Origin of the sequence: Streptomyces sp. NL15-2K, assembly GCF_030551255.1 — a bacterium.
Taxonomy (GTDB): domain Bacteria; phylum Actinomycetota; class Actinomycetes; order Streptomycetales; family Streptomycetaceae; genus Streptomyces.
This window is the reverse complement of the sequence record NZ_CP130630.1, coordinates 2,975,261-2,996,991: the sequence shown is the minus strand read 5'-3', so window position 1 is coordinate 2,996,991 and position 21,731 is coordinate 2,975,261. Positions and strand designations below refer to the sequence as shown.

The following is a 21,731-nucleotide window of genomic DNA, read 5'->3' as shown; positions in this document are numbered from 1 at the left end:
GCAGTCGTCAGTCGATCCACCACAGAGCGGAGGACTCAGAGAATGGCCGGCGCGATGCGCAAGATGGCGGTCTACCTCGGCCTCGTGGAGGACGATGGTTACGACGGCCGCGGTTTCGACCCCGATGACGACTTCGAACCCGAACTGGACCCGGAGCCCGAGCGGGACCGTCGACGGCACGAGCCGTCCCACCAATCGCACAACTCGCATCAGTCCCACCAGGCACACCAGCCTGAAAGGGACGAATCGGTAAGAGTTGTGCAGCCGCCGGCGCCGCGCGACCCGATGCCCCGATCCGCTTCGCTAGCCGCGGAATCCGGGCGTCCGGCGCGCATCGCGCCCGTGGCATCCATCACACAAGAACGCGCAAGCCTGGAGAAGAACGCACCGGTGATCATGCCCAAGGTCGTGTCGGAACGAGAGCCTTACCGGATCACCACGCTTCACCCCCGGACCTACAACGAGGCCCGTACTATCGGGGAACACTTCCGTGAAGGCACCCCGGTGATCATGAATTTGACTGAGATGGATGACACAGACGCCAAGCGACTTGTCGACTTTGCGGCCGGTTTGGTGTTTGGTCTTCATGGCAGCATCGAGCGGGTGACGCAGAAGGTGTTCCTGTTGTCGCCTGCTAACGTCGATGTCACGGCGGAGGACAAGGCCCGTATCGCAGAGGGCGGGTTCTTCAACCAGAGCTGAGACGCACAACCGGAAACAGCGGTACAACAGAGCAGTACGCGGTACATCGCAGTACGGAGCAGGGGAGAGGGAAGCGCGGGTCATGAGCGTGGTTTTGCAAGTCGTCTACATCGCGCTGATGTGCTTCCTCATCGTGCTGATCTTCCGGTTGGTCATGGACTACGTCTTCCAGTTCGCCCGCTCGTGGCAACCCGGCAAGGCGATGGTGGTCGTTCTGGAGGCCACCTACACTGTCACTGATCCACCGCTCAAGCTTCTGCGGCGGGTCATCCCGCCGTTGCGTCTCGGGGGCGTGGCGCTCGACCTGTCCTTCTTCGTCCTGATGATCATCGTCTACATCCTGATCACCGTCGTGGGGAACCTCGCGGGGTGACTGTGGACGATACGGTCTTGCCGACTGCCGATGACTACGTTGAGGTGAAGAGATGCCGTTGACCCCCGAGGACGTGCGGAACAAGCAGTTCACGACCGTCCGCCTCCGAGAAGGCTATGACGAGGACGAGGTCGATGCCTTCCTCGACGAGGTCGAAGCCGAACTGACCCGCCTGCTCCGCGAGAACGAGGACCTGCGCGCCAAGCTGGCCGCGGCCACGCGCGCTGCTGCCCAGAACCAGCAGAACATGCGCAAGCCTCCGGAACAGCCGCAGGATCAGCAGCAGCAAGGTGGGATGCCGCAACAAGGCGGTATGCCGCAGCAGCAGGGCATGCGAGGGCCGGGCTCTCCGGTGCCCGCCGGCATATCGGGCCCGCCGCAGCAGCAGATGGGTGGCCCCATGGGTGGTCCGCCCCAGCTGCCGAGCGGTGCACCGCAGCTGCCCGCCGGTCCCGGTGGTGGTCAGGGCGGACCGCAGGGTCCCGGGCCGATGGGCCAGGGGCCCATGGGTCAGGGCCCGATGGGTGGTCAGCCCCCCATGCAGCAGCAGATGGGCGGTCCGATGGGTGGCCCCATGGGCGGCCCGATGGGCGGCCCCGGTCAGGGCCCTGGTGGCGACAGCGCCGCCCGTGTCCTCTCGCTGGCCCAGCAGACCGCCGACCAGGCGATCGCCGAGGCCCGCTCCGAAGCCAACAAGATCGTCGGTGAGGCGCGTTCGCGTGCCGAGGGGCTCGAGCGGGACGCTCGCGCCAAGGCCGACGCCCTTGAGCGGGACGCGCAGGAGAAGCACCGCGTCGCGATGGGCTCCCTGGAGTCCGCTCGCGCCACGCTGGAGCGCAAGGTCGAGGACCTGCGCGGCTTCGAGCGCGAGTACCGTACGCGGCTGAAGTCCTACCTGGAGTCGCAGCTGCGTCAGCTGGAGACTCAGGCCGACGACTCGCTGGCTCCGCCGCGGACTCCGGCGACCGCGTCGCTGCCGCCGTCTCCGGCGCCGTCCATGGCTCCGGCCGGTGCCAGCGCGCCGTCCTACGGCGGCAACCAGACGATGGGCGGCGGCCCGTCGCCCGCCGGCCCGTCCTACGGCGGTCAGCAGCAGATGTCTCCGGCGATGACCCAGCCGATGGCACCGGTACGGCCGCAGGGGCCGTCGCCGATGGGGCAGGCTCCGTCGCCGATGCGAGGCTTCTTGATCGACGAGGATGACAACTGACGGTTGGTGGACCACTGACGGTTGGTAGTACGACGTAGGTGTCGGCAGCGTTCAGGGCGGGGCCCCGGATTTTCGATCCGGGGCCCCGCCCTTTGCTGCGCGGGCTGGGCGGGGTGGACGACGGCGTTGTGCCCCACGGGCGACGCCCGCCCGTTCCCCGACTGGGGACGGGCGGGCGTGGGTGGGAGAGCTACGCCTTGGCTAGGCCTTGCGGAGGCGGAACGTCAGGGTCAGGGCGGCGTCCGTGAAGGGGGCGCCGTAGCTGTCGTCGGCCTCGCCCTGGGCGAAGTCCGTTGCCAGGACCTCTTCGGCGATCAGACCGGCGTGTTCGGACAAGGCCGCGGTCACCGCCGGGTCCGTCGCGGTCCAGCGCAGCGCGATGCGGTCGGCCACATCGAGCCCGCTGTTCTTACGGGCCTCCTGGATCAGGCGGATCGCGTCACGGGCCAGACCCGCCTGCCGCAGCTCCTCCGTGATCTCCAGGTCCAACGCCACGGTCGCACCGGAGTCGGACGCCACCGACCAACCCTCGCGCGGCGTCTCCGTGATGATCACCTCGTCGGGGGCGAGGGTGACGGTCTCGCCGTCCACCTCCACCGACGCGGTGCCTTCGCGCAGGGCCAGGGACAGGGCGGCCGCATCCGCGTTCGCGATCGCCTTCGCCACGTCCTGGACCTTCTTGCCGAACCGCTTGCCCAGCGCGCGGAAATTGGCCTTGGCCGTCGTGTCGACCAGGCTGCCGCCGACCTCGCTGAGCGACGCCAGCCCCTCCACGTTCAGCTCATCCGTGATCTGCGTGTGCAGCTCGGGGTTGAGGGACTCGAAGCCCGTCGCCGCCACCAGCGCCCGCTTCAGCGGCTGGCGCGTCTTCACGCCCGACTCCGCGCGCGTGGCACGGCCCAGCTCCACCAGCCGCCGTACCAGAACCATCTGCTTCGACAGCTCCGGGTCGATCGCCGTCAGGTCCGCCTGCGGCCAGGACGCCAGGTGCACCGACTCCGGGGCGCCGGGGGCGACCGGCACGACCAGGTCCTGCCAGACCCGCTCCGTGATGAACGGCGTCAGCGGGGCCATCAGCCTCGTGACCGTCTCGACGACCTCGTGCAGGGTGCGCAGCGCCGCCTTGTCGCCCTGCCAGAAGCGGCGACGGGAACGGCGTACGTACCAGTTGGACAGGTCGTCGACGAACGCCGAGAGCAGCTTGCCGGCGCGATGGGTGTCGTACGCCTCCAGGGACTGGGTGACCTGGTCCACCAGCGCGTGCAGTTCCGAAAGGAGCCAGCGGTCCAGGACCGGGCGGTCCGCCGGGGCCGGGTCGGCCTCGGACGGGGCCCAGTTCGACGTACGGGCGTACAGGGCCTGGAAAGCGACCGTGTTCCAGTAGGTGAGGAGCGTCTTGCGCACCACCTCCTGGATCGTGCTGTGACCCACCCGGCGGGCCGCCCACGGGGAGCCGCCGGCCGCCATGAACCAGCGGACCGCGTCCGCGCCGTGCTGGTCCATGAGCGGGATCGGCTGCAGGGTGTTGCCCAGGTGCTTGGACATCTTGCGGCCGTCCTCGGCGAGGATGTGGCCGAGGCAGACGACGTTCTCGTACGACGACTTGTCGAAGACCAGGGTGCCGACAGCCATCAGCGTGTAGAACCAGCCTCGCGTCTGGTCGATGGCCTCGCTGATGAACTGCGCCGGGTAGCGGGACTCGAACAGTTCCTTGTTCTTGTACGGGTAGCCCCACTGTGCGAACGGCATGGACCCCGAGTCGTACCAGGCGTCGATGACCTCCGGCACGCGCGTGGCCGTCTTGCCGCACCCGTCCTGGGGGCAGGCGAAGGTGACCTCGTCGATGTACGGGCGGTGCGGGTCCAGGCCCGACTGGTCGGTGCCGGTCAGCTCGGTGAGCTCCGCGCGCGAGCCGACGCAGGTGAGGTGGTCGTCCTCGCAGCGCCAGATCGGCAGCGGGGTGCCCCAGTAGCGGTTGCGGGACAGCGCCCAGTCGATGTTGTTGTTCAGCCAGTCGCCGTACCGGCCGTGCTTGACCGAGTCCGGGAACCAGTTGGTGTTCTCGTTCTCCTGGAGGAGGCGGTCCTTGATCGCCGTGGTGCGGATGTACCAGGACGGCTGCGCGTAGTAGAGGAGCGCGGTGTGGCAGCGCCAGCAGTGCGGGTAGCTGTGCTCGTACGGGATGTGCTTGAACAGGAGGCCGCGCTGCTGGAGATCCTCGGTGAGCTTTTCGTCCGCCTTCTTGAAGAAGACGCCGCCGACCAGGGGGACGTCCGCTTCGAAGGTGCCGTCCGGGCGGACCGGGTTCACGACCGGGAGGCCGTAGGCACGGCAGACCTTGAGGTCGTCCTCACCGAAAGCGGGGGACTGGTGGACCAGACCCGTACCGTCCTCGGTCGTGACGTACTCGGCGTTCACGACGAAGTGGGCCTGCTCCCCGGCGGGGAACTCGACCAGCTCGAACGGACGCCGATACGTCCAGCGCTCCATCTCGGCGCCGGTGAAGGACTGGCCGGTGGTCTCCCAGCCCTCGCCGAGCGCCTTGCCGACGAGCGGCTCGGCGACGACGAGCTTCTCCTCGCCGTTCGTCGCGACGACGTAGGTGACCTCGGCGTGGGCGGCGACCGCCGTGTTGGAGACCAGCGTCCATGGCGTGGTCGTCCACACCAGGAGCGCGGCCTCGCCGGCGAGGGGACCGGAGGTGAGCGGGAAACGCACGTACACCGACGGGTCCACGACCGTCTCGTAGCCCTGAGCCAGCTCGTGGTCCGACAGGCCGGTGCCGCAGCGGGGGCACCAGGGGGCGACGCGGTGGTTCTGGGTCAGCAGGCCCTTGTTGAAGATCTCCTTGAGCGACCACCAGACCGACTCGACGTACTCCGGGTCCATGGTCCAGTAGGCGTCGTCGAGGTCGACCCAGTAACCCATGCGGGTCGTGAGCTCGCCGAAGGCGTCGGTGTGCCGGGTCACGGACTCGCGGCACTTGGCGTTGAACTCGGCGATGCCGTACGCCTCGATGTCCTGCTTGCCGTTGAAGCCGAGCTCCTTCTCCACCGCCAGCTCGACCGGCAGGCCGTGGCAGTCCCAGCCCGCCTTGCGGGCCACGTGGTAGCCGCGCATGGTGCGGAAGCGGGGGAAGACGTCCTTGAAGACTCGCGCCTCGATGTGGTGGGCGCCCGGCATGCCGTTGGCGGTGGGCGGGCCCTCGTAGAACACCCACTCGGGGCGGCCCTCGGACTGCTCCAGGCTCTTGGCGAAGATCTTCTGCTCGCGCCAGAAGTCGAGCACGGCGTGCTCGAGCGCGGGCAGGTCGACCTGGGCGGGCACCTGGCGGTACGTCGGCGTTGTCATCAGCGAGCTTCCTCCGGCGGACTTGCTGCCTTCCGTCCGGAGGGACGAGAGCTGTGTCATGTCCTGCGCCGTCTTCGGCGCGCTCCCGCGGTACCACCCTCCTTGGCCCGCCGACGCTCGTGTGCACCGGTGAGCCCCCTCATTGGGGTCGCGATGCCGGTTCTACTCGCCGCTGCTGTCGTGCTGCGGCTTTCTTCCGGCGGCTCCGGGGTGATCTTCACGTCGCGCTCGCCCCCGGGCTTCCACCGTCCCCGGGTCGCTCTGGGCTGCGTACGCCGCTACTCGTCCCCATCCATGCTTTTCGCTCCGCCCAGTGTACGGCGCCGCGGGGACAGCGGCCGACCGGTTTTCGCGCTGCGGGGGGCGGTGGGCGCGGGGCGCGTGTGGTGACCCGAATGGCGTGGTGCACGTGTTCGGATTCTGGGACGTCGGGCCTGGCGGATTACCTGGCGGGGAGCTGGGCACAACGCATGCAGGTTTGCCGAGCGGCATCCGCGAGGCGGGCGAATCGGGCGGTGTGCCCCGTTGCCGCGGGACTCAAGTCGATTTATCGTCCCAGCACGATTCGCGAGCAAGATCACAATATGTGAAGGGGCCGCGGCCATGGTGGCGAAAAAGACCGCCGTACAGCAGTCGGCGTCCGGCAGGGCCACACATGCCTCCGGAGGTGCGGCCAAGGATGTGGGCGGGAAGAAGAGCACGCAGGGGGCCTCGGCCGAGCGGGCGGCCAAGGCCGTGAAAACGGTGGGTACGGCGGCGAAGAAGATCGCCCCGAAGAGGACCCCCGCGAAGAAGACCGCCGAGAAGGCGGCGGTGACCAAGAGCACGGGCGCGGGCGCCAAGAGCGCCGTCGCGAAGAAGGTGGTCACCAAGAAGGTGGTCACCACAAAGGCGGTAACCAGGAAGGCGGCTGCGAAGAAGGCCCCGGGCAAGAAGACGGCCTCCGCGAAGAAACCCGTCGCGAAGAAGGTCACGGCTTCCAAGGCGGCTCCCGCCAAGAAGCCGGCCGAGGAGGAGGGGGCCGAGAGACCGGCGGCAAAGGAAGCGGCCGGGAGGAAGGCAACGGTAAAGCAGGCGACGGCAAAGGACGCGACGGCAAAGGACGCGACGGCAAAGGACGCGACGGCAAAGGAGGCCACCGCGAAGGAGGCCGTGGCGAAGAAGCCGACGGTCCCGAAGGAGGCGGTCCCGAAGGAAGCGGCCCCGAAGGAAGCGGCCACGCAGAAGGTGGTCGCGAAGAAGACCGCTGCCCCTGAGGGCACGGCCACGAAGAGCGCCCCTACGAAGAGCGCCTCCACGAAACGCGCCTCTACGAAGAGCGCGGCCAACAAAAGTGCGGCCACGAAGAGCACGGCCAAGAAGAGCACGGCCAAGAAGGCGGGCGCGGCCGAGGCCGCGGAGCAGACGGGAGCCACGACGGTGGTTGCGAAGAAGACTCCTGGCACGGCCATGGCGGCGAAGACCGCCGTCCCCAAGGCACGGATCGCCGCGGCGGAGCCCGGCGAGCTCGCGGTGCGCCCCGGTGAGGACCCCTGGACCCCGGAAGAAGTCGAGGAAGCGCGGGCCGAACTGCAGTCCGAGGCGACTCGGCTGAGCAACGAGATCACCTCGTCCGAGGAGTCCCTGGTGGGCCTGATGCGGGATTCCGGGGACGGGGCCGGCGACGACCAGGCGGACACCGGGACCAAGAACATCACGCGGGAGCACGAGATGGCCCTGGCGGCCAACGCGCGCGAGATGCTGATCCAGACCGAGCGCGCCCTGGAACGGCTCGACGCGGGCACGTACGGCCTGTGCGAGAACTGCGGCAACCCCATCGGCAAGGCCCGCATGCGGGCCTTCCCGCGGGCCACCCTGTGCGTCGAGTGCAAGCAGAAGCAGGAACGGCGGTACTGATCGGTTCCCGGGTGCGCGCTGGTGGGCGTGCCGTACTCTCATCCTCAGTCAGGTAACTAGGTTGAGGGACTCACGTGGCAGAGGCGGAGCGCATCATCGGTACGCCGGATTCCCCAGAGGGGTCGGGGGCCGAGCCGGAGCAGTCGTCCAGTGCGGACTCCGGTGCGGGCGGGCACGAGAGCGCCGACGCGCGGCCCAGGGGCAAGCGGCGGATCGCCGTGCTGTTCGCGGTCGCGGCCTTCGCGTACGTCCTCGACCTGATCAGCAAGATGATCGTGGTCGCCAAGCTGGAGCACCACCCGCCGATCGAGATCATCGGGGACTGGCTGAAGTTCGAGGCCATCCGTAACGCGGGCGCGGCCTTCGGCTTCGGCGAGGCCTTCACCGTGATCTTCACGATGATCGCGGCGGCGGTGATCGTGGTGATCGCCCGGCTCGCCCGCAAGCTCTACAGCCTGCCCTGGGCGATCGCGCTCGGCCTGCTGCTCGGCGGCGCCCTCGGCAACCTCACCGACCGGATCTTCCGCTCGCCGGGTGTCTTCGAGGGCGCGGTCGTCGACTTCATCGCGCCCAAGCACTTCGCCGTCTTCAACCTCGCCGACTCGGCGATCGTGTGCGGCGGCATCCTGATCGTGCTGCTGTCGTTCAAGGGCCTCGACCCGGACGGGACCGTCCACAAGGACTGAGCCCGCGACCGGGCCCGTGCTGGGTTTTCCACAGGCTCCGTACGGGGCTGCCGGACCCGTCCGGCATACTCGACGGGTGAGCACCATTCCCGAGATCCGTAACTTGCCCGTGCCCGACGGCCTGGAGGGCGAGCGCGTCGACGCCGCCATCTCCCGCATGTTCGGCTTCTCCCGGACGAAGGCGGCCGAGCTCGCCGCCGCGGGGAAGGTCACGGTCGACGGATCGGTGGTCGGCAAGTCGGAGCGCGTGCACGGCGGTGCCTGGCTGGAGGTCGAGATGCCGCAGGCGCCCGCGCCGGTGCAGGTCGTCGCCGAGCCGGTCGAGGGCATGGAGATCGTGCACGACGACGATGACGTGGTAGTGATCGTCAAGCCGGTCGGTGTCGCCGCCCACCCCTCGCCCGGCTGGAGCGGACCGACCGTCATCGGAGGGCTCGCCGCCGCCGGGTACCGGATCTCGACCTCCGGCGCCGCCGAGCGCCAGGGCATCGTGCACCGCCTCGACGTCGGCACGTCCGGCCTGATGGTCGTGGCCAAGTCGGAGTACGCGTACACCTCGCTCAAGCGCCAGTTCAAGGAGCGCACGGTCGACAAGCGGTACCACACGCTCGTCCAGGGCCACCCCGACCCGACCAGCGGCACCATCGACGCGCCCATCGGCCGCCACCCGAACCACGACTACAAGTGGGCGGTCACCGCCGACGGCAAGCCGTCCGTCACGCACTACGACCTCATAGAGGCCTTCCGCGCGGCCTCCCTCCTCGACGTCAAGCTGGAGACCGGTCGCACCCACCAGATCCGCGTCCACATGGCCGCCCACCGCCACCCTTGCGTAGGCGATCTGACGTACGGCGCCGACCCGACGCTCGCCAAGCGGCTGCGTCTGACCCGCCAGTGGCTGCACGCCGTACGGCTGGGCTTCGAGCACCCCGGGGACGGACAGTGGGTGGAGTTCGGGTGCGACTACCCGGACGACCTCCAGCAGGCCCTCGACCAGGTCCGCGAAGAGACTTACGCATGAGCGGGCCGTACGTCGTCCGGGCCGCCGAGGACCCGGCCGACCGTGAGGCGTGCTTCGCGGTGCGCAAGGAGGTCTTCGTCGGCGAGCAGGGGGTCCCCGAGGACATCGAGTACGACGCCTACGACGCCGTCGCCGTGCATGTGCTGGCGATCCGGGAGGACGGCGTGCCGCTCGGGACCGGGCGGCTGCTGCACGGCGAGGCGGCCGCGGCCCAGACCGGCGGCGACCAGGCCGTCGGATCCCTCGGACGGCTCGCCGTGACGCACACCGCGCGCGGGCTCGGCGTCGGGGCGGCCCTCGTGCGCGCCATCGAGGACGCGGCACGCGCGCGTGGGCTCGCTGCTGTGGACCTGCACGCGCAGACGCACGCGCTGGGGTTCTACGAGCGGCTGGGGTACGTGGCGTACGGCCCGGAGTACCTGGAGGCGGGGATCGCGCACCGGGCGATGCGGCGCCTGCTGTAAGCCGAGGGCGAGGAGAACTGACCGTGGATCAGTTGGCCCTGCTGTTCATGCTGTTGCTCGGGGCCGTGGTGAGTGTCCCTGTCGGTGACCGGTTGGGGCTGCCGGCGCCGGTGCTGATGACGCTCCTCGGGATCGTCCTCGCGCTGCTCGACTTCGTGCCGAACGTCACGATCCCGCCGGACCTCATCCTGCCCCTGCTGCTGCCGCCGTTGCTGTACGCCGCCGTACGGCGCACGTCCTGGCGGCAGTTCACGGCCAACCGACGGCCGATCTTCCTGCTGGCGGTGGCGCTGGTGTTCGCCACCACCGTGTGCGTGGCCGTCGTCGCGCACACGATCGTGCCGGGGCTGCCGATCGCCGCCGCCGTGGCGCTCGGCGCGCTGGTCGCGCCGCCCGATCCGGTCGCGGCGACCGCCGTCGCGGGACAGCTCGGGCTGCCGCGCCGGCTGGTGTCCATCCTGGAGGGCGAGGGGCTCTTCAACGACGTCACGGCCATCGTGCTGTACCACGTGGCGATAGCCGCGGCCGTGAGCGGGACCTTCTCGCCGTGGGAAGCGGGACTCGACCTGGTGCTGTCCGCCGTGGTGGCGGTGGCGGTCGGGCTGGCGCTGGGGTGGGGCGCCAACAAGCTGATGGATCTGCTGGGGGACGCGACCCTGCAGATCTCGCTCACGCTGCTGGTGCCGTACGCCTCGTACGTGCTGGCGGAGGAGTTCCACGGCTCCGGGGTGCTCGCCGTGCTGACCACCGCCTTGTTCCTCGCCGAGTACGCCACCGATCCCGACGACGTGATGACGCGGCTCGCCGGGCACACGTTCTGGGGCATCGTCGACACGCTCGTCACCGGGGTCGCGTTCGGGTTGATCGGGCTGGAGTTGCACCACGCCGTCCGGACGGCGTCCGGGCGGTGGGGGGAGATGCTCGGGTGGGCGGCGGCGATCGTGGGGGTGGTGGTGCTGGTGCGGCTGGCGTGGTTGTTGCCGGCCACCTGGCTCACCCGGCGGATGCATGCGAAGCGGGACCACGACGAGGACATTCCGGTGAGCCGGCGGGAGACCGTCGTCATGTGGTGGTCCGGGATGCGGGGAGTGGCCTCGGTGGCGCTGGTCCTGGCGATTCCGTTGAAGACCGATGAGGGGGCGGCCTTTCCGGATCGGGACGAGATCGTCTTCATCGCCTTCGGGGTGATCATGGCGACGCTGGTGCTGCAGGGGCTGACCCTGCCGTGGCTGGTGAAACGGCTCGGGGTGCAGGCCGACACGGATCGCGAGAAGGAGTTCGAGAAAGCGCTGGCGCTGCGGGCGGCGAAAGCCGCCAAGCGGAGGCTGCGGGAGATCGAGGCCGTGGAGGAGCTGCCGGAGGAGTTGTCCGAGCAGATGGTTCGGCGGGCCTTCGACATCGGGGTGCGGATCAGTCCGGATGTGGGGGAGGACGAGCGCCGGGAGGCGCATGAGAAGCGGGTGCGGAGGCTGAAGCGGGTGCGGCGGATCCAGGGGGAGATGTTGAGCGCGGCGCGGCATGAGGTGTTGGCGGCGCGGAGTGAGGCGGGGGCCGATCCGGAGGTGGTGGATCGGGTGCTGCGGCATCTCGATGTGCGGAGTTTGCGGTGAGTTGCGACCGCCTCTCGCCTTCGTCCTGTTTCAGCGGTCCGCTCCCGGCGAGTCGTGTGCTCGACGTGGGGACGCGCCGTCGGGGGACGGATGGCCGTTGGTGCGGTTCGGGGGCAGGGGCGCCTCCGCCGTGTTGACGCGGGGTAGGGCGTACGGGTGTTCGTCGGCCAGCCAGTTGATCATTCGCTCGCGGATCGTGACCCGTACCGTCCAGATGTCGTCGGCGTCCTTGGCGGTCGCCAGGGCCCGTACCTGCATGGTGTTCGGCGTGGTGTCCGTGACGTCCAGGCCGTAGGCGCGGCCGTCCCAGGCCGGGCACTCGCGCAGGAAGTCGCGCAGCTTCTCGCGCATCGCCTCAAGAGGCGCCGAGTGATCGACGTGCCAGTAGACGATCCCGGTCATCTGGGGGGTGCCGCGCGACCAGTTCTCGAAGGGCTTGGACGTGAAGTACGAGACCGGCATGGTGATCCGGCGCTCGTCCCAGGTCCGTACGGTCAGGAACGTCAGCGTGATCTCCTCGACCGTGCCCCACTCGCCGTCCACGACGACTGTGTCGCCGATGCGCACCATGTCGCCGAAGGCGATCTGCAGCCCGGCGAACATGTTGCTGAGCGTCGACTGGGCGGCCACACCGGCGACGATGCCCAGGATTCCGGCCGAGGCCAGCAGCGAGGCGCCCGCCGCGCGGAATGCTGGGAACGTCAGCAGCATCGCCGCCACCGCCACCACACCGACGATCGCGGAGACCACCCGCATGATCAGCGACACCTGCGTACGCACACGCCGTAGCCGGGCCGGGTCGCGGTGGGCGCGGGCGTAACTCGTGTACGTCGTCTCGACTATCGCGCCCGCGATACGGATCACCAGCCAGGCGGCGGACCCGATCAGCACGAGTGTGAGCGTCCGGCCGATGGCGGAGCTGTACCGCTCCAGCATCCGCGTCTCGTCGTACGACGCTCTCAGCATCGCCGAGCACAGCACGAGCTGGTACGGGATACGGCCCCGGCGCAGCAGACCCCACAGCGGGGTCTCGCGGTGCCGTTCGTCGGCCTGGCACAGCAGCCGGTCGGTGATCCAGCCGATGACCACGGTGAGCGCGACCGCGCCGCCGACCACGATCAATGGGCGGAGTAGGTTCTCCATGCCCTCGAACGTAACCGGCTCCGGGCGGGCATGAACATGTGACTTCGCGCTCAACCTGGGTACGGCCGCGGCCCCGTGCCGGGACCTGCGCTGTCGTACCCGGCTGGCACCATGGCCTCATGAACATCATGCTCTTTCACTCGACCTGTGGCCTCAGGCCCGCGGTGCGCGCGGCCGCGGACCGGCTGCGTGCCGCCGGGCACGAGGTGTGGACGCCGGACCTCTTCGAGGGACGCACGTTCGAGACGGTCGAGGAGGGCATGGCCTTCCATGACGAGGTCGGCAAGGACGAGCTGCTCAAGCGGGCCGTCCTGGCCGCCGCGCCCTACTCGGAGCGCGGGCTGGTGTACGCCGGGTTCTCGCTCGGCGCCTCCATCGCCCAGACGCTCGCGCTCGGCGACGACAAGGCCCGAGGCCTGCTGCTTCTGCACGGCACGTCGGATCTCGCGCCGAACGCGAGCGTGGACGAGCTGCCCGTGCAGCTGCATGTCGCCGAGCCGGATCCGTTCGAGACGGACGACTGGCTGAGCGCCTGGTATCTCCAGATGGGAAGAGCGGGAGCGGACGTGGAGGTGTACAGATACGCAGGGGCCGGCCACCTGTACACCGACCCCGACCTGCCGGACTACGACGAGGAGGCCGCCGAGGTCACCTGGCGGGTGGCGCTCGGCTTCCTCGAAACGCTCTAGACGGGATCGTAGGCGCGTTCCACCTTCTGCGTGCCGCTGCGCGTGCGGTACGAACGGGCCCAGGAGGAGGACGCGTCCGGCTTCGTGCGGTCGGACAGGACGTAGTAGTCCATCTGCGCGCGGTCTGCGGTGATGTCCAGGACGCCGTAGCCGTGGCGGTCGGTGTCGACCCAGCGGACGTGCCGGTTGGCGGCCTTGATGACCGGCGCGGCGATCGCGGAGATCGTTCCCTCCGGGGCTTTCACGAGGTCGTCGAGGTTGTCGGAGGTGACCGAGGTGACGACGAACTCCGTGGCGGCCGAGGCGGACAGCGGGTAGGTACCGGCGTCCACCGGCACGTCGTTGGCCCAGGCCATGTGGATGTCGCCGGTGAGGAAGACCGTGTTGCGGATGGCGTTCGAACGCAGGTGGGCCAGGAGCTCGCGGCGATCGTCCGTGTAGCCGTCCCACTGGTCGGTGTTGAGGGCGAGGCCCTCCTTCGGCAGGCCGAGCAGCTCGGCGAGCGGTTTGAGCAGGTCCGCGGTGAGCGAGCCGATCGCGAACGGCGAGATCATCACCGAGTTGCCCACCAACCGCCAGGTGGTGTCGGACGCCTTCAGGCCCGCCTTCAGCCAGTCGAGTTGGGCGCGCCCGGTGAGCGTACGGCCCGGGTCGTCGACCGAGCCGTTGCCGACGGCGACCTGCTGCGAGCGGAAGGAGCGCAGGTCCAGGAGCGAGAGGTCGGCGAGCTTGCCGAAGCGCAGCCGCCGGTAGGTCGTACCCGCGACCGCCGTGCGCACCGGCATCCACTCGAAGTAGGCCTGTTTGGCGGCGGCCTGACGGACGGACCAGGTGCCCTCGGCGCCCTCGGTGTGGTTCTCGGCACCGTCCGACCAGGCGTCGTTGGCGAACTCGTGGTCGTCCCAGATGGCGACGACCGGAGCGGCGGCGTGCAGAGCCTGCAGGTCCGGGTCGGTCTTGTAACGGCCGTGCCGGGTGCGGTAGTCGGCGAGGGTGAGGATCTCGTGCGTGGGCGCGTGCGGCCGTACGACGGTGTCGCGCGTGCCGTACTCGCCGGTGCCGTACTCGTAGATGTAGTCGCCCAGGTGCAGCCAGGCGTCCAGGTCGCCGCGGGCCGCGAGATGGCGGTACGAGGAGAAGTAGCCGGCCTCCCAGTTGGCGCAGGAGACCACGCCGAAGCGGAGGTGGGAGACGGACGCGTCCGCCGCCGGAGCGGTGCGGGTACGCGCCACCGGGGAGTCGGTGGGGCCGGCCGAGAAGCGGAACCAGTAGTCGGTGGCCGGCTCCAGGCCGCGCACGTCCGCCTTGACGGTGTGGTCGGAGGCGGCGGTCGCGGTGACGGAGCCCTTGGCCACGATGGTCGTCAGCGCCTTGTCCTTGGCGACGACCCACTCGACCTCGGTGGTGGGGCCGAGCCCGGAGCCGGGTGTCGCCTCGGCGGTGGGCGTCACACGGGTCCACAGCAGGATTCCGTCGGGCAGCGGGTCACCGGAGGCGACGCCGTGCAGGAAGGCGGGGGCGGCGTCGGCGGCCCGGGCGGGCAGGGCGGCGGCGAGCGGACCGGCCAGGACGGCGGTGGCGGCCGCTGCCTTGACGACCGTACGGCGGCGCGGGGACAGCGAGTTGGCGCTTTCGGGTGATCTGTATCGACTGGTCACGGGCGATCAGATTACTGACCAGTACGACAAAAGAGCGGGCGAATCCGCAAAGTTCGCCCGCTCTTCTACTGAAGGTCGGTTCAGGCCTTGAGGGCCGCCTCGATCGCCGTGTTGAAGTCGGCCACCGTCATCGGCGCGTTCTTGCCGTCGGCGCCGGTCAGCGCCTTGCCGTCCATCTTCAGGGTGGGGGTGCCCTGCACGCCGCTGTCGTCGAACTTCGCGGACATCTCCAGCGCCCACTTGTCGTAGGTGCCGTTCTTCACGGCGTTCTGGAACTTCGTGTTGCCCTTCAGGGCGGAGACGGTGTCCGCGATCTTGATCAGGTAGTCGTCGTCCTTGAACTTGTCGTCGGACTCCTCCGGGTGCCACTTCGCCGAGTACATCGCGGTCTTGTACTGGAGGAAGGCCTCGGGGCTGACGTTGAGCGCGGCTCCGAGGGCGCTGAGCGCGTTCTTCGAGCCCTCGCCGCTCAGGCTTTCGTCGAGGAACGTGGCGCCGATGTACTGGACCTTGAACTTGCCGTCCTCGACGTCCTTGTCCAGGGTCGAGCCGACGGTCTGCTCGAACTGGGCACAGACCGGGCAGCGCGGGTCCTCGTACATCTCGAGGGTCTTCTTGGCGCCGGCCTTGCCGATGACGACGGTCGTGCCGTTCGCGCCGGTGGTGTTGGCCGGCTTGACGAGCTTGTCGTCCTTCGCGGCGTCCCAGTAGCCGGGCTTGTTGTTCTGGACGACCGCGTAGCTGATGCCGCCGGCTATCGCCAGGACGCCGACTATGGAGCAGGCCACGATGACCTGCCGCTTGATCTTGGCGCGCTTGGCCTGGCGCTCGCGTTCCTGGCGCAGCCGCTCGCGGGCGGCGTTCTTCGAGGCCTGGCTGTTCCGCTTGCTCATGGGTGATCTCCGTAAAGGGGACGCGCACACGTCGTGTGCGGGATACGTATGGGGGACTGGTGGTGCTCAGGTGCGTTCTCGCGGTTCAGCGCTGTGCGGCGCTTGGTCAGGCGAGAGCGACCGAGCACGGCGGTCCACGCCGTCCCAGGGAGTGCACGAGGAACCGCTCGCGCGCGGTGGTCGTACGGCGGGCAGGGCGCCGTGGGCGGCCCGTCTCGGCAGCCGGCCGTACCGTCACGGCCGAGACCGCCAGCAGCAGCGGCCGGAACGTGGTCGCGGCCACCGCCCGCAGCAGCTGGGCCAGTGCCCGCTCGCCGCGGCGCAGCCAGGCGGCGGCGAGGAGCCCCACGCCGACGTGAGCGCCGAGCAGCAGCCAGGCGGTAGCCGGGTCGGCGTGGGCGAGCAGACCCCCGAGCCGGTCCGTGTCGGTGCCCGTCACCCGGGCCAGCGGGGCGCCCACGCTGGTGCCGTCGCCGCACAGCAGGTCGAAGCCGACGGAGCGCAGGGGGCCCGCGACCGGGCCGCCGGCCGCGCCGTAGCAGACGTGCTGGCCGGTGGTGAAGACGGTGTCGGCGGCCAGCTCCAGCGGGATCAGCAGGGCGGCGATCCGGCCGAAGCCGCGCTCGCGGCCGGCCAGGGCGTAGGCGAGGGCGAACACGGCGGCGGCGATCGCGGCCACCGTGTTCAGCGGCAGCGGGACTCTGGACAGCAGGACGTGCGACGCGGTGCTGAGCGTCACGACGAGTGCCGTGAACAGCGCCGCGCGTACGGCTCTGAGCTGGGTCCCGGATATGTCCATAGCGGAGGAGAGTCTGTCACGTGGGTCGGTAAGGGACCCCTAAAGGGTTCCTGTGAGGCGGCTGATTGACAGGCGGCTGATTCATCGCGGACTGTTGCGCACTGTCACAGACGACTGTTGCGCACGGTCAGAGACCCGGGATCCGGCCGTTGCGGAACAGGTCCACGAAGATCTGGTGGTCGGCACGCGCGCGTGCGCCGTAGCTGTGCGCGAAGTCGACCAGCAGGCCCGCGAAACCGTCCTCGTCGGCCGCGATCGCCGCGTCGATGGCCCGCTCGGTGGAGAAGGGCACCAGGGACTCGCCGGAGGTGTCGTCCGCCGCCGAGTGCATGGTGGCGGTGGCCCGGCCGAGGTCGGCGACGACCTGGGCGATCTCCTCCGGGTCGTCGATGTCGCCCCAGTCCAGGTCCACGGCGTACGGCGAGACCTCGGCGACCAGCTGGCCCGTGCCGTCCAGCTCGGTCCAGCCCAGCCACGGGTCGGCGTGCGCCTGGAGGGCGCGCTGCGAGATCACCGTGCGGTGGCCCTCGTGCTGGAAGTAGTCGCGGATCACCGGGTCCGTGATGTGCCGGGAGACGGCCGGGGTCTGGGCCTGCTTGATGTAGATCACGACATCGTTCTCCAGGGCGTCGGTGGCGCCCTCCAGAAGGATGTTGTACGACGGCAGGCCCGCCGAGCCGATGCCGATGCCGCGGCGGCCGACGACATCCTTCACGCGGTAGGAGTCCGGGCGGGCCAGCGACGACTCCGGGAGCGTCTCCAGGTAGCCGTCGAAGGCCGCCAGCACCTTGTAGCGCGTGGCCGCGTCCAGCTCGATGGAGCCGCCGCCGGCCGCGAAGCGGCGCTCGAAGTCGCGGATCTCCGTCATCGACTCGAGCAGTCCGAAGCGGGTGAGGGAGCGGGCGTCGCGCAGGGCGTCCAGGAGCGGGCCCTGGGCGGTGTCCAGGGTGAAGGGCGGCACCTCGTCGCTCTTGGCGCCGGTGGCCAGGGCGTGGATCCGCTCGCGGTACGCGCCCGCGTACACCTGCACCAGCTCGGTGATCTGCTCGTCGCTGAGCGCCTTCGCGTACCCGATCAGCGCCACGGACGCGGCGAGGCGCTTGAGGTCCCAGGTGAAGGGGCCGACGTACGCCTCGTCGAAGTCGTTGACGTTGAAGATCAGACGGCCCTGCGAGTCCATGTACGAGCCGAAGTTCTCCGCGTGCAGATCGCCGTGGATCCACACGCGCGAGGTGCGCTCGTCGAGATACGGTCCGCCCCGCTTCTCGGCGTCGATGTCGTGGTAGAAGAGGCCCGCCGTGCCGCGGTAGAACGCGAACGCCGAGGCCGCCATCTTCCGGAACTTCACGCGGAACGCGGCCGGGTCGGCGGCCAGGAGCTCGCCGAAGGCGGTGTCGAAGACAGCGAGAATCTCCTCGCCGCGGTGCTCGTCGTTGAGCTGCGGAACCGACATCGCTGGGTGCCTCCTGGTGCAGGTGATGCGTGACATGGTGGTGCGGGACAGGGTGGGCGGATCTTCCCTCACGCCCAACGTTCGACGGCGCTCGGGAGTGCCCGTGTTCTTCGCATGAAGGTACGCGGGGCAGCCCGCCGAGTGTCAGTGCCGAGGCATAGACTTCGACGCTGTCCCCCAGACTGTTCGCAGCCGGTCGGACCCTCGTCGACATACGTTTGCCTTGGAGGCCGCAGCCGTGTCAAAGCCGCCGTTCACGCACCTGCACGTCCACACCCAGTACTCGCTGCTGGACGGTGCCGCACGGCTGAAGGACATGTTCAACGCGTGCAACGAGATGGGCATGACGCACATCGCGATGTCCGACCACGGCAACCTCCACGGGGCGTACGACTTCTTCCACTCGGCGGAGAAGGCCGGTGTCACTCCGATCATCGGCATCGAGGCGTATGTGGCGCCGGAGTCGCGGCGCAACAAGCGCAAGATCCAGTGGGGTCAGCCGCACCAGAAGCGGGACGACGTCTCCGGTTCGGGTGGTTACACCCACAAGACGATCTGGGCGGCGAACAAAACGGGACTGCACAACCTCTTCAAGCTCTCCTCGGACGCGTATGCCGAGGGCTGGCTGCAGAAGTGGCCCCGGATGGACAAGGAGACCATCTCCCAGTGGTCGGAGGGGCTGATCGCCTCCACCGGCTGCCCGTCCGGTGAGCTGCAGACCCGCCTGCGCCTCGGCCAGTACGACGAGGCGCTGAAGGCGGCCGCCGACTACCAGGACATCTTCGGCAAGGACCGCTACTTCCTGGAGCTGATGGACCACGGCATCGAGATCGAGCGCCGGGTCCGCGACGGGCTCCTCGACATCGGCAAGAAGCTGGGCATCCCCCCGCTGGTGACGAACGACTCGCACTACACGTACGCGCACGAGGCGACCGCCCACGACGCGCTGCTGTGCATCCAGACCGGCAAGAACCTCTCCGACCCGGACCGCTTCAGGTTCGACGGCACGGGCTACTACCTGAAGTCCACGGACGAGATGTACGCCGTCGACTCCTCGGACGCCTGGCAGGAGGGCTGCCGCAACACGCTGCTGGTGGCGGAGCAGGTCGACACCACGGGCATGTTCGAAAAGCGCGACCTGATGCCCAAGTTCGACATCCCCGAGGGCTACACCGAGGTCACCTGGTTCAAGGAGGAGGTCCGCCGCGGCATGGAGCGCCGCTTCCCGGGCGGCATCCCCGAGGACCGCCAGCGGCAGGTCGAGTACGAGATGGACGTCATCATCCAGATGGGGTTCCCGGGCTACTTCCTCGTCGTCGCCGACTTCATCATGTGGGCCAAGAACAACGGCATCGCGGTCGGCCCCGGCCGAGGATCCGCCGCCGGCTCGATCGTCGCGTACGCCATGGGCATCACCGACCTCGACCCGATCCCGCACGGTCTGATCTTCGAGCGGTTCCTCAACCCCGAGCGCGTCTCCATGCCCGATGTCGACATCGACTTCGACGAGCGTCGGCGCGTCGAGGTGATCCGGTACGTGACGGAGAAGTACGGCGCCGACAAGGTCGCCATGATCGGCACGTACGGCAAGATCAAGGCGAAGAACGCCATCAAGGACTCCGCGCGCGTGCTGGGCTACCCGTACGCGATGGGCGACCGCCTGACCAAGGCGATGCCGGCCGACGTCCTCGGCAAGGGCATCGACCTGAACGGCATCACCGATCCCTCGCACCCGCGTTACAGCGAGGCGGGCGAGATCCGCGCGATGTACGAGAACGAGCCGGACGTGAAGAAGGTCATCGACACCGCCAAGGGCGTCGAGGGCCTGGTCCGGCAGATGGGCGTGCACGCGGCGGGCGTGATCATGTCCAGCGAACCCATCGTCGACCACGCTCCCATCTGGGTGCGGCACACCGACGGCGTGACCATCACGCAATGGGACTACCCCCAGTGTGAGTCGCTGGGCCTGCTGAAGATGGACTTCCTCGGCCTTCGCAACCTCACGATCATGGACGACGCCATCAAGATGGTGAAGGCCAACAAGGGCATCGATCTGGAGATGCTCGCCCTCCCGCTGGACGACCCCAAGACCTTCGAACTGCTCTGCCGCGGTGACACCCTCGGCGTCTTCCAGTTCGACGGCGGTCCGATGCGCTCGCTGCTCCGCCAGATGCAGCCCGACAACTTCGAGGACATCTCCGCCGTCTCGGCCCTCTACCGGCCAGGCCCGATGGGCATGAACTCGCACATCAACTACGCGGAGCGCAAGAACGGCCGCCAGGAGATCACGCCGATCCACAAGGAGCTGGAGGAGCCCCTCGAAGAGGTCCTGGCCGTCACCTACGGCCTCATCGTCTACCAGGAGCAGGTGCAGAAGGCCGCCCAGATCATCGCCGGGTACTCGCTCGGCGAGGCCGACATCCTCCGCCGCGTCATGGGCAAGAAGAAGCCCGAGGAGCTGGCGAAGAACTTCACCATCTTCCAGGCCGGCGCCAAGAAGAACGGCTACAGCGACGAGGCGATCCAGGCCCTGTGGGACGTGCTGGTCCCCTTCGCCGGATACGCGTTCAACAAGGCCCACTCGGCCGCGTACGGACTGGTCTCGTACTGGACGGCGTACCTGAAGGCGAACTACCCCGCCGAATACATGGCCGCGCTGCTCACCTCGGTCAAGGACGACAAGGACAAGTCGGCCGTCTACCTGAACGAGTGCCGGCGCATGGGCATCAAGGTGCTCCCGCCGAACGTCAACGAGTCGATGTCCAACTTCGCCGCGCAGGGCGACGACGTGATCCTCTTCGGCCTGTCCGCGGTGCGCAACGTCGGTACGAACGTGGTCGAGTCGATCATCAAGAGCCGCAAGACCAAGGGGAAGTACGCGTCGTTCCCCGACTACCTCGACAAGGTCGAGGCGGTGGTCTGCAACAAGCGGACCACGGAATCGCTGATCAAGGCCGGCGCCTTCGACTCCATGGGACACACCCGCAAGGGACTGACCGCACACTTCGAGCCGATGATCGACAACGTGGTCGCGGTCAAGCGCAAGGAGGCCGAGGGCCAGTTCGACCTCTTCGGCGGCATGGGCGAGGAGGAGACCAGCGAGCCGGGCTTCGGCCTGGACGTTGAGTTCACCACCGACGAGTGGGACAAGGCATATCTGCTCGCCCAGGAGCGGGAGATGCTCGGCCTGTACGTCTCCGATCACCCCCTGTTCGGGCTGGAGCACGTGCTGTCGGACAAGGCGGACGCGGGCATCGCCCAGCTCACCGGCGGCGAGCACGCCGACGGCGCGGTGGTCACCATCGGCGGCATCATCTCCGGCCTGCAGCGCAAGATGACCAAGCAGGGCAACGCCTGGGCCATCGCCACCGTGGAGGACCTCGCCGGTTCCATCGAGTGCATGTTCTTCCCGGCGACGTATCAGCTGGTGTCGACCCAACTCGTCGAGGACGCCGTGGTGTTCGTCAAAGGCCGCCTCGACAAGCGCGAGGACGTCCCCCGGCTCGTCGCGATGGAACTCCAGGTCCCCGACCTGTCCAACGCGGGCACCAACGCGCCCGTGATCCTCACCATCCCGGCCACGCGGGTCACCCCGCCCATGGTCAGCCGCCTCGGGGAGATCCTCAGTCACCACAAGGGCGAGAGCGAGGTCCGGATCAAGCTCCAGGGACCGCGCAAGACGACCGTGCTGCGCCTGGACCGCCATCGGGTGAAGCCCGACCCCGCCCTGTTCGGCGACCTGAAGGTGCTGCTGGGACCGTCCTGCCTGGCCGGATGAGCAAC

Annotated in this window: 16 protein-coding genes; 10 read left to right on the top strand and 6 right to left on the bottom strand. The window is 68.9% G+C overall.

What is annotated here, in order from left to right:
* Positions 1-42: 42 nt before the first annotated feature.
* The 3 genes from sepF to Q4V64_RS13025 all read left to right on the top strand — a co-directional run bounded on the left by sepF (position 43) and on the right by Q4V64_RS13025 (position 2,285).
* Positions 43-702, top strand: a complete 660-nt coding sequence (gene sepF / locus Q4V64_RS13035) for a cell division protein SepF (RefSeq protein WP_124442980.1) — start codon at positions 43-45, stop codon at positions 700-702.
* A gap of 82 nt (positions 703-784) precedes the next feature.
* Positions 785-1,075, top strand: coding sequence for a YggT family protein (locus tag Q4V64_RS13030; protein ID WP_124442981.1), 291 nt, complete (start codon positions 785-787; stop codon positions 1,073-1,075).
* Positions 1,076-1,127: 52 nt separating this feature from the next.
* A complete protein-coding gene (locus Q4V64_RS13025; RefSeq protein WP_172629423.1) occupies positions 1,128-2,285 on the top strand; it encodes a DivIVA domain-containing protein in 1,158 nt (385 codons plus the stop codon).
* Between the two features lie 201 nt (positions 2,286-2,486).
* Here the strand turns inward: Q4V64_RS13025 and ileS are convergent, their stop codons facing one another.
* Positions 2,487-5,636 carry an isoleucine--tRNA ligase gene (ileS, locus tag Q4V64_RS13020; protein ID WP_124442982.1) on the bottom strand — a complete coding sequence of 1,050 codons (3,150 nt, stop codon included), beginning with the start codon at positions 5,634-5,636 and terminating at the stop codon, positions 2,487-2,489.
* Positions 5,637-6,239: 603 nt separating this feature from the next.
* On the opposite strand from ileS, the gene Q4V64_RS13015 reads away from it, so the two are divergent.
* From Q4V64_RS13015 to Q4V64_RS12995, 5 genes are all read left to right on the top strand, one after another.
* Positions 6,240-7,532, top strand: a complete 1,293-nt coding sequence (locus Q4V64_RS13015) for a TraR/DksA C4-type zinc finger protein (protein ID WP_124442983.1) — start codon at positions 6,240-6,242, stop codon at positions 7,530-7,532.
* Between the two features lie 74 nt (positions 7,533-7,606).
* The gene (gene lspA, locus Q4V64_RS13010) at positions 7,607-8,218 is read left to right on the top strand and encodes a signal peptidase II (RefSeq protein WP_124442984.1); all 612 of its coding nucleotides are present in this window, start codon (positions 7,607-7,609) and stop codon (positions 8,216-8,218) included.
* A 76-nt stretch (positions 8,219-8,294) separates the two neighbouring features.
* Entirely contained in the window at positions 8,295-9,239 is a 945-nt protein-coding gene (locus Q4V64_RS13005; RefSeq protein WP_124442985.1) for an RluA family pseudouridine synthase, read from the top strand.
* Positions 9,236-9,703 (top strand): GNAT family N-acetyltransferase, encoded by a 468-nt coding sequence (locus Q4V64_RS13000; RefSeq protein WP_124442986.1) that lies wholly within the window; start codon positions 9,236-9,238, stop codon positions 9,701-9,703. Before Q4V64_RS13005 ends, Q4V64_RS13000 begins: the two co-directional genes overlap by 4 nt.
* Before the next feature lie 23 nt (positions 9,704-9,726).
* Entirely contained in the window at positions 9,727-11,313 is a 1,587-nt protein-coding gene (locus Q4V64_RS12995; protein WP_124442987.1) for a Na+/H+ antiporter, read from the top strand.
* A gap of 30 nt (positions 11,314-11,343) precedes the next feature.
* On the opposite strand, the gene Q4V64_RS12990 is transcribed toward Q4V64_RS12995, so the two are convergent.
* Complete coding sequence (locus Q4V64_RS12990; protein WP_124442988.1) at positions 11,344-12,456, bottom strand: mechanosensitive ion channel domain-containing protein; 1,113 nt, start codon at positions 12,454-12,456, stop codon at positions 11,344-11,346.
* A gap of 119 nt (positions 12,457-12,575) precedes the next feature.
* Here Q4V64_RS12990 and Q4V64_RS12985 point away from each other — a divergent pair, with 119 nt between their 5' ends.
* On the top strand, positions 12,576-13,145 hold the full coding sequence (locus tag Q4V64_RS12985) for a dienelactone hydrolase family protein (RefSeq protein WP_124442989.1): 570 nt from the start codon (positions 12,576-12,578) through the stop codon (positions 13,143-13,145).
* Here the strand turns inward: Q4V64_RS12985 and Q4V64_RS12980 are convergent.
* The 4 genes from Q4V64_RS12980 to Q4V64_RS12965 all read right to left on the bottom strand — a co-directional run bounded on the left by Q4V64_RS12980 (position 13,142) and on the right by Q4V64_RS12965 (position 17,948).
* A complete protein-coding gene (locus Q4V64_RS12980; RefSeq protein WP_124442990.1) occupies positions 13,142-14,803 on the bottom strand; it encodes an alkaline phosphatase D family protein in 1,662 nt (553 codons plus the stop codon). The genes Q4V64_RS12985 and Q4V64_RS12980 overlap by 4 nt on opposite strands.
* 80 nt (positions 14,804-14,883) lie before the next feature.
* A complete protein-coding gene (locus Q4V64_RS12975) occupies positions 14,884-15,696 on the bottom strand; it encodes a thioredoxin domain-containing protein (RefSeq protein ID WP_124442991.1) in 813 nt (270 codons plus the stop codon).
* A 106-nt stretch (positions 15,697-15,802) separates the two neighbouring features.
* The gene (locus Q4V64_RS12970; protein WP_124442992.1) at positions 15,803-16,495 is read right to left on the bottom strand and encodes a hypothetical protein; all 693 of its coding nucleotides are present in this window, start codon (positions 16,493-16,495) and stop codon (positions 15,803-15,805) included.
* 127 nt (positions 16,496-16,622) lie between these two features.
* Positions 16,623-17,948, bottom strand: a complete 1,326-nt coding sequence (locus tag Q4V64_RS12965; protein WP_124442993.1) for a DUF2252 domain-containing protein — start codon at positions 17,946-17,948, stop codon at positions 16,623-16,625.
* A gap of 238 nt (positions 17,949-18,186) precedes the next feature.
* On the opposite strand from Q4V64_RS12965, the gene dnaE reads away from it, so the two are divergent.
* Positions 18,187-21,726, top strand: coding sequence for a DNA polymerase III subunit alpha (dnaE, locus tag Q4V64_RS12960; RefSeq protein WP_124442994.1), 3,540 nt, complete (start codon positions 18,187-18,189; stop codon positions 21,724-21,726).
* Positions 21,727-21,731: the final 5 nt, after the last annotated feature.

What these genes read in the sequence shown, in the direction of transcription:
- Q4V64_RS12985 (WP_124442989.1), top strand. Translation starts at nt 12,576, where the DNA reads ATGAACATCATGCTCTTTCACTCGACCTGTGGCCTCAGGCCCGCGGTG.
- Q4V64_RS13015 (WP_124442983.1), top strand. Translation starts at nt 6,240, where the DNA reads ATGGTGGCGAAAAAGACCGCCGTACAGCAGTCGGCGTCCGGCAGGGCC.
- Q4V64_RS12965 (WP_124442993.1), bottom strand. Translation starts at nt 17,948, where the DNA reads ATGTCGGTTCCGCAGCTCAACGACGAGCACCGCGGCGAGGAGATTCTC.
- Q4V64_RS13000 (WP_124442986.1), top strand. Translation starts at nt 9,236, where the DNA reads ATGAGCGGGCCGTACGTCGTCCGGGCCGCCGAGGACCCGGCCGACCGT.
- Q4V64_RS13025 (WP_172629423.1), top strand. Translation starts at nt 1,128, where the DNA reads ATGCCGTTGACCCCCGAGGACGTGCGGAACAAGCAGTTCACGACCGTC.
- Q4V64_RS12975 (WP_124442991.1), bottom strand. Translation starts at nt 15,696, where the DNA reads ATGAGCAAGCGGAACAGCCAGGCCTCGAAGAACGCCGCCCGCGAGCGG.
- Q4V64_RS12990 (WP_124442988.1), bottom strand. Translation starts at nt 12,456, where the DNA reads ATGGAGAACCTACTCCGCCCATTGATCGTGGTCGGCGGCGCGGTCGCG.
- ileS (WP_124442982.1), bottom strand. Translation starts at nt 5,636, where the DNA reads ATGACAACGCCGACGTACCGCCAGGTGCCCGCCCAGGTCGACCTGCCC.
- Q4V64_RS12970 (WP_124442992.1), bottom strand. Translation starts at nt 16,495, where the DNA reads ATGGACATATCCGGGACCCAGCTCAGAGCCGTACGCGCGGCGCTGTTC.
- Q4V64_RS13030 (WP_124442981.1), top strand. Translation starts at nt 785, where the DNA reads ATGAGCGTGGTTTTGCAAGTCGTCTACATCGCGCTGATGTGCTTCCTC.
- sepF (WP_124442980.1), top strand. Translation starts at nt 43, where the DNA reads ATGGCCGGCGCGATGCGCAAGATGGCGGTCTACCTCGGCCTCGTGGAG.